Annotated in this window: 4 protein-coding genes; all 4 read right to left on the bottom strand. The window is 40.5% G+C overall.

The window, feature by feature from the left end:
- Positions 1 to 1,306 precede the first annotated feature (1,306 nt).
- Positions 1,307 to 3,409, bottom strand: coding sequence for a DNA methyltransferase (locus L2717_RS13290; protein WP_220775042.1), 2,103 nt, complete (start codon positions 3,407 to 3,409; stop codon positions 1,307 to 1,309).
- A gap of 2 nt (positions 3,410 to 3,411) precedes the next feature.
- Positions 3,412 to 4,251, bottom strand: coding sequence for a hypothetical protein (locus tag L2717_RS13285; protein ID WP_220775043.1), 840 nt, complete (start codon positions 4,249 to 4,251; stop codon positions 3,412 to 3,414).
- A gap of 452 nt (positions 4,252 to 4,703) precedes the next feature.
- On the bottom strand, positions 4,704 to 6,059 hold the full coding sequence (locus L2717_RS13280; RefSeq protein ID WP_220774017.1) for a site-specific integrase: 1,356 nt from the start codon (positions 6,057 to 6,059) through the stop codon (positions 4,704 to 4,706).
- A complete protein-coding gene (locus tag L2717_RS13275) occupies positions 6,056 to 7,186 on the bottom strand; it encodes a tyrosine-type recombinase/integrase (RefSeq protein ID WP_220774016.1) in 1,131 nt (376 codons plus the stop codon). Before L2717_RS13275 ends, L2717_RS13280 begins: the two co-directional genes overlap by 4 nt.
- Positions 7,187 to 7,432: the final 246 nt, after the last annotated feature.

Here is a 7,432-nt window from a genome sequence, read left to right as displayed (position 1 = left end):
GTGTGGAGAATATAGGACGTGCCAAGGTGGCATTTTTGCATTAATTTTACGTGTTCAGTTATTTCCGCTCAGGGCAAGTATATCAGCAACTTAGAACCCTTTGAAAGGGCTCGGGTTGTGTAAAAAAGTAGTCCCACGCAACCAATTTTCGGGCAAAAAACCTCTTTAAGGTGGCATTTTTGTGTCATTTTCGGCAAAAAACGTGACTTATTTTAGTGGCGTGAAGTGCGGACAATGCAAGACGAGCTAAGATGGCATTTTTGCGTTAATTTTTTACAGATGCATATTTGAAACTAAACTAATTACATCAGACACATATAACATGCATAAATAATAAAAGCTGTGCAAAAAAGTAGTTTCCCGCAATCAAATTTACAGGCAAAACTTCTCTTAAAGTGGCAATTTTTCCCCAAAAAATACTGGATTTTTTAGCGGCGTGAAGTGTGGAGAATATAGGACGTGCCAAGGTGGCATTTTTGCATTAATTTTACGTGTTCAGTTATTTCCGCTCAGGGCAAGTATATCAGCAACTTAGAACCCTTTGAAAGGGCTCGGGTTGTGTAAAAAAGTAGTCCCACGCAACCAATTTTCGGGCAAAAAACCTCTTTAAGGTGGCATTTTTGTGTCATTTTCGGCAAAAAACGTGACTTATTTTAGTGGCGTGAAGTGCGGACAATGCAAGACGAGCTAAGATGGCATTTTTGCGTTAATTTTTTACAGATGCATATTTGAAACTAAACTAATTACATCAGACACATATAACATGCATAAATAATAAAAGCTGTGCAAAAAAGTAGTTTCCCGCAATCAAATTTACAGGCAAAACTTCTCTTAAAGTGGCAATTTTTCCCCAAAAAATACTGGATTTTTTAGCGGCGTGAAGTGTGGTGAATATAGGACATGCCAAGGTGGCATTTATGCGTTAATTTTCTTTAAAACTAATTATATACTAAATTAAATAACATCATAATCTTACAGGATTTCTGAAAGAGAATTATTATGTAAAAAAGTGATTTTACGCAATTAAATTTAAGATAGAACATCTAAGATGACATTTTCCATAAAATATCCTTGAGCTTGCCAATAATTAGCGAAGCATTAGCCAATCGCAAATGACATCGCTGAATGGTTTAGGCTTGAAAATGTGAGTGGATAATAAAATCTGATTACTTTTAAAATATCCAAAAATGTGTTTGCATAATCACCGCTAACACATTTTTGGACAAAAGCGCACTTGATTCCTAACTCTAATTCGTAAATTTCGGATTGAAATTTCTATGGATTAACGCCACGCTCACCGGCAATTTTAGATCGCAGCGGAAAAATTGTCCGTGTGCAACGCTTTGTTAGAACATATTTCCAACGACTCATGGACAAATTTAACTGCCTGCTCCCGACTCATTCTGTGCATTGATGCGATTGCTATTGCTTGCGAACAAGCAATAACAAAAAGATCACCAGAACCTAATTTTCTATCTATGGCTTCAAAACGATCCACATAATTATTGTATCTTGTCAGTATCTCATAGGTTGGATTCTTGATTACTGGTGGTTTAATTTCTTTCTTACACACCAAAATTGCATCTAGGTTGATTGGTGCTTTGGCTGCACTTTTAGGGCTAGCAACTGACATTTCTGCTTTTACAGGATGCGCAGCTACAATATCAAACCCTGCTTCGGTTACTGAATTATAAATAGCCATCCAACCTTCAACCGTTGAATGGTGATAGCTAAAGCATAAAAGACCATCTTCTTTCAACACGCGGTTGCACTCTTTAAAAATACTGCAAATTTTTCGTGTAAAGTTTTCATTGTCACGATCTTGAACTTCATTTTCATGAGACGAATTTAGCCTACTCAGGTATTGATATTCATGCCCGAGAGAATTAGTTAGCCATGCATAGAAAAAATCACTTAATTCGCTGTAGTGAACAAAGTCGAAATATGGTGGATCAGTTACGACTGCATCAACAGAAGAATCCGGAATCGGTAATGAAGAACTGTCACCATTCAGTATTAAGGCTCCATGAGGTGAGCTAACAAATTCTTCCCAATTCTTAGCAATGGATAGCCTAATCGGGTTGCTACAAACTATTTTTTTTGATGCCCGTTTCCCACTACTTTCATCAATTGAAATTTCGAAGGGTTCATCAAGATATGTTTTGGCTTTTACCAACCGGCTTCTGAATAACGTTGAAAAAGAACCACTACTTTTACCTAGTAAACCCCACGGGTTGTTTTCTAATGGTGTTTTTTCAGGCTTAATAATGTGATTTGAAAACATATGACGAACAGCGCCAGTCCCTTCACCCTTGAAACTGCAAAATAAGTTGTTAAATTCAAGCGTCCCACTAAAAAGACAAATAAAGTGATCTCGAATAACTTTATTTTCTATTTTTAATATTCTTTGAAGCAATAAGCCAAGGCATAACAATTGTCTATGATTAAAAAAATCTCTCCAATAATTATAGTTGTATCCGCGTGCTTGATTTGTATTATGTCCAGCTCTAACCGCCATCGTAGGCAATGGAAGGTCACCTTCAATTATGGAAAACCTTTCGTTAGCTTTGGTTAGAATATCATAGTCATACTGTGTTGGCTTGATGTAGACTTTTTTCCCATCTTCATTAATCGCCAAAATTGCATATAATTTATGTTCAGGTGCTTTTGCACCATTGACCACCAAGTCTTTAATCTTGTATTCAGAACCGTTACTATCAATAACCTTAGCGCCTATTGCTTGTCCCTTCTGCGGGTTGAAGCTGTAATGACAGTCTGGGCACTCAACTTCTGTTGCATTATATTTTTCTACAAAAATAGATTCACAAGAGGGGCACCATATTTGGGAATCTGGTTTTTTACTTGCGTATGCATTTTTGCTAAATACATAACTTGAAAATAGAGGAATTATTTCTCCTCTAGGAGTTGTAACCACCTTAACCCAAAAATAATACAACGCTGGTGTGGGCTTAGAAGACCCGGGAACCATGGTTCGATAATAAGAAAGTATTTCTTCTTTTACATCTAACTCTATAGCCGTATATTCTTTTTCAAGATCATTCAAGCTTACATTCGTCAATGCTTGGGTGACCAAGAACGTGCTTACGGGGTTCACATCACACCCGATAACATTGGCTCCAAGTTTTGCAGCTTCGCCAAGCGTAGTTCCTGACCCCATAAAAGGGTCAAGAACTACTTTTCCTGTATTATTCTGGTATTCGTGAAAGTCTTTCCATTCCCCTTCTGAAAGGGTTCCCGAAACTATTGACCTGAAAACACTCCCCAGTCTTTTTGCCCACCACTTATGAATATGATAAATAGGACGATTTATTTCCTTTCTATAGCTTTCGATTTCAGCTATTGGGTCTATTTTTTCGAAAGGAAAATCATTTTCGATTACATGTTTCAAAATTACTCACTCAAAAAAGGCATAGATGCGGAAATGCGTTCTCTTGCAGTTCTGGCTTTACAACCAGAAAATATGTCTTGAATTAATTCTGGTTCAGTTGAATGGTCATGTTTACCATTATCAATTATGTTGTATAAGAAAGTGTTTTCATATATGTCAGTCCTTGAGACTTCTTCTGTGACTAGATGCGTCAATCCCAAGTTTTCACAATCCAGCTTTTTTGTTACGAAAACCTTTCTTGTATGGAAACATTTGAGCTTGTAATTAAGAGGGTTAGGATACGTATACATCGCCCTGTGCCTTACAGAACCTTCACCGTAAGGGCCATGATGGTATTCCGACTGATTAGCTACTTTCGCCTTCTTGTGGAGATTAAAATCGTAGTTGATAAAATCACCATGCATTAGAATAAGGGTAACAATACTCGTGCTATCATTGCTCAATAATGCATAGAGATAGTAACAGGGTATGTCTACCGCTGCATTGCCAACTTTAATAAGAGCCGTGCCGCAAGGTAAACAGCTATTGTAATCCATAGTAAGTCCACGAGAGTCCGCCCCATTAGACTTTTGAATTAGCTTCTTCACCTCAATTCCTACAATTATTCCGCTGCGTTTGTCTCTAATAATGATATCTGGGGTCGTTAACGAACCAGAGCTCACAATTTCTAAATCAGGGAATGCCGCTGTAAGCTCTTGTTCAATAAGGCAATCGAACGGGTCGTCTTGTACCGTACCAACAAGAGTGGGAGCCCTAAGATCAATAGGGATAGCATCGTTTTCAATTTTATTGTAAAGATGCTCATAAACGCTTTTCATTATTTGATGTTCGTTGTGGTACATCTTGATGGTAATCCTCGATTCTTGAAGTTTGTGTGTTCTAACATTTTAGTATTTGTGCGTTGTGCTGTTTGCAAGGCAAAAATCGCTTGTTGGACTTGGCCGATGTCTTATCCAGATTAATTGGCATGCTTCATTTTATAGGAATTAGCCTCTTTGATGCGAGCTCTTAACTGCAAAGCAATTTTTAATTGATTATATTGAAAATCACTTGCCATTATGGTGTTCCATCACATCGTTTTTAAATCTAACTGATTCAATGAGGATAAGCCCCTCCGCCACATGAAGCGGAACACTTTATACCCTACGCCGCATTCAAATGCTGCATAAATATGTCGTAAGGTGAATAAAAAATGACGGTATTCAGTGCGTGAACCAGACTAGGCAAGTTTGATTCACTAACACGATTTTGGACAAAAATTGTTTTACTTTACGCCCCACGACAGTGTTTAACTCTACAAAAATAGCTTACTGTCCCTAAATCGTTGTATCGCGCGAAGCTCCTCTTTAGTTAAAGAGGGCGGTGCCTGTAATGGTTTAACCTGCTTCACTTTCTTCACCGCTTTGGGCTTTGGCTTCGCTGTTGGTTTTCTTTCTGGCAGACGCTTTTGCTTTACTTTTACGGCGGGCGTGGGAGCCTCATTAGTTTGAGGTATATAGGGCTTGAGTGGCTCTGACTGAGTGAAAATGCCTTTGAAGACAGCCCCTATAACCTCAGCGGCTTGCTCTACGCTATCATCCCCAACATGGGTATATCGTAACGTCATTGTGACTTTTTTATGCCCCAGTAAAGAGGCCACCATCGGAATACTGCATCCGTCCATGACAGCGTAACTTGCAAAGGTATGCCGTAAATCGTGCAATCTTACATCTTCAATCCCTATCTGTTTTCGCAACCTTAGCCATAGCGACTGTACCAACGAAGTGGAAGCGCCTTGTTTCATCGGAAAAAGTTCTATATTGGCCTTACAGTGATAGCGACTTAATATGTCAACTGCGGCTTGACCAATATAAAGCACTTTTGCCCCCGTTTTACTGTCGGGTAAATGCAATTCATTGCCGCGAACGTACTCCCCTTTTAAAAAAGTGATTTCCGATAATCGGCAGCCTGTTAGCAGTAACAGCCGCAAAACATCAGCACATTGAGCAATACTGCCACCGACCTTTTCACATTCATCAAGCGCCACAAATAAACGCTGCATTTCAGTAACACTCAAAAAGCGATTTAATACCCGCCTTTTGTTTTGCCGAATACCAATACAGGGGTTCGTCAGGCAATGCCCCTGCCTCAATGCTAACTTGAAGACTGATTGCAATGTATCAAGGTTACGATTAGCGGCACCTTTGCGCGTTTTACTTATTTCATCAAACCATGCTTGCACCATTTTATGGTTAATCATATGCAACGGGTAACGGCCAAAATGAGCTAACAAGCGTCTATTCAGCGCGGGCAAGACTGACCGTTTTGTACTGGGTTTCCAGTGGTCAAAAATCATCGGCTTCCATGTTTGTTCAACAAACACATCAAAACGAGGCGAAGCACTCATGCTCGGTTGAGTGTTTTCCTCTCGCCATGCTTGAAGTTGTTCTGTTGCCTTCTCCCGTGCCGCTTTAACCGTTAGCGCACTAACTGGCGCAAGAATGCGTGTGCGTATCCGATTATCAATAAGGCGGCTAATAACGTACTGCATCGGTTTATCGGGCATAACTTTAACGCCAAGGCCATGACAGAGACTGTCTTGAATGGTATAGGCGCGTGTTTGACGGGCTAATGACCGAATAAACACTTGTGTTAATTTCACTGTTTTCATCGTTGCATCTCCCCTGCAATGAGTTGAGAAACGACATTTGCCGCCTGTTGAACATCACGTTTAGCAAGGTGTGTGTACTTTAAGGTTGTTTCAGGTAAGGCATGCCCTAATAAGCGGCCAATCGTGAGGATGTTGATATTGTGCTTTACTGCAATACTGGCGTAGGTGTGGCGTAAGTCATGGATGCGAACATCATTAAGATGAATTGTCTCGCGAAATGGCCGCCAAAATCGGTCTAAGCAAACAGGGGTAAACGGCTGTGAAGGTGATTGATGCCAAAAAAGATGCTCGCTTACTTGTGGCCAATCACTCAGCAACTCCCGCGCAAAGGAAGACAGAAACACCGTTTTCGCGCCTGTTTTACTGTCGGGCAAATACCAATGCCCTTGCCGATAATCAACCCATTTGACGGAGCACACTTCGTTACAACGACAACCCGTTAAGATTAGTAACCGTAAAACCATCACCGCAACGGGTGACGCTTTTTCGTGGCTATCTAAAGCCAACCATAGCCGCTTGAGTTCTTCCTCGGATAAATAACGCTCACTGTGCGTAGACTTATAGCGCTTAAAGCCTTTGCAAGGGTTACTTTGCGCTGGACGATACTCATACACTTCGGCTTGCTGCATCATTACCGACAACAACGGCAACAAGCGATTAGCCATGCCTTTCGAGGCATGCATACCATCAAACCACTGCTCTATGTGTTGTCGTGTCAACGCTGCAAGTGGAACATCACCCAACACAGGGGCGATATGCCGCGTAAAACCGCGCTGGCTATTGAGTAATGTTGAGGGCTTCCAATGACGGGCATATCTTGGAAAAAACTCTTCTGCGAACGCACAGAGCGTAAGGGAGGGCGCAGGTTCACGCACCACCCCATAACGTAACGCATCTATCTGCTTTCTTGCCTCAAGTCGCGCATCATCAAGCGTGATATCATTTGCATTGCCGATAACATGAAGTTGCCGCAAGCCTTGATACTGGAAGCGAACGTAATAACACCGAATACCAGAGGGATAGGCTCGCATAAAAAAAGCGGGAAAATATTTATCGTAAAACACCGTTATTTTCTGTGGTGTGGGTAAATTATCAATCATTGACTGTTGCAGTTTAATACTCGGCATAGGTTTTCCTCGTTCAGTAAGGTGGCATTCATGAGGTGTTTTCGAACCATTTTCGGGCTAAAAACACGTAAGAAACGCATTAAATTTCACTGAGCGAAAAACAATAAAACACATTTAAATCAATGCACTAAACCCAACAAACAACCACCCCCTTGGAGCGTGGGGTGTGGTTCTTTTCTCAAGGTTCCAACTTCACTATTTCGCCAGGATTTTGCACTTTTCATTTTTTGGGGATTTTTTGGGAAT

This window comes from Shewanella glacialipiscicola (genome assembly GCF_023283485.1).
Classification (GTDB): domain Bacteria; phylum Pseudomonadota; class Gammaproteobacteria; order Enterobacterales; family Shewanellaceae; genus Shewanella; species Shewanella glacialipiscicola.
The sequence above is the reverse complement of the archived record's forward strand: the minus strand, read 5'-3'. Positions and strand labels throughout refer to the sequence as shown.

Coding starts and splice junctions, on each gene's coding strand:
- L2717_RS13285 (WP_220775043.1), bottom strand. CDS start 4,251: ATGTACCACAACGAACATCAAATAATGAAAAGCGTTTATGAGCATCTT.
- L2717_RS13280 (WP_220774017.1), bottom strand. CDS start 6,059: ATGAAAACAGTGAAATTAACACAAGTGTTTATTCGGTCATTAGCCCGT.
- L2717_RS13275 (WP_220774016.1), bottom strand. CDS start 7,186: ATGCCGAGTATTAAACTGCAACAGTCAATGATTGATAATTTACCCACA.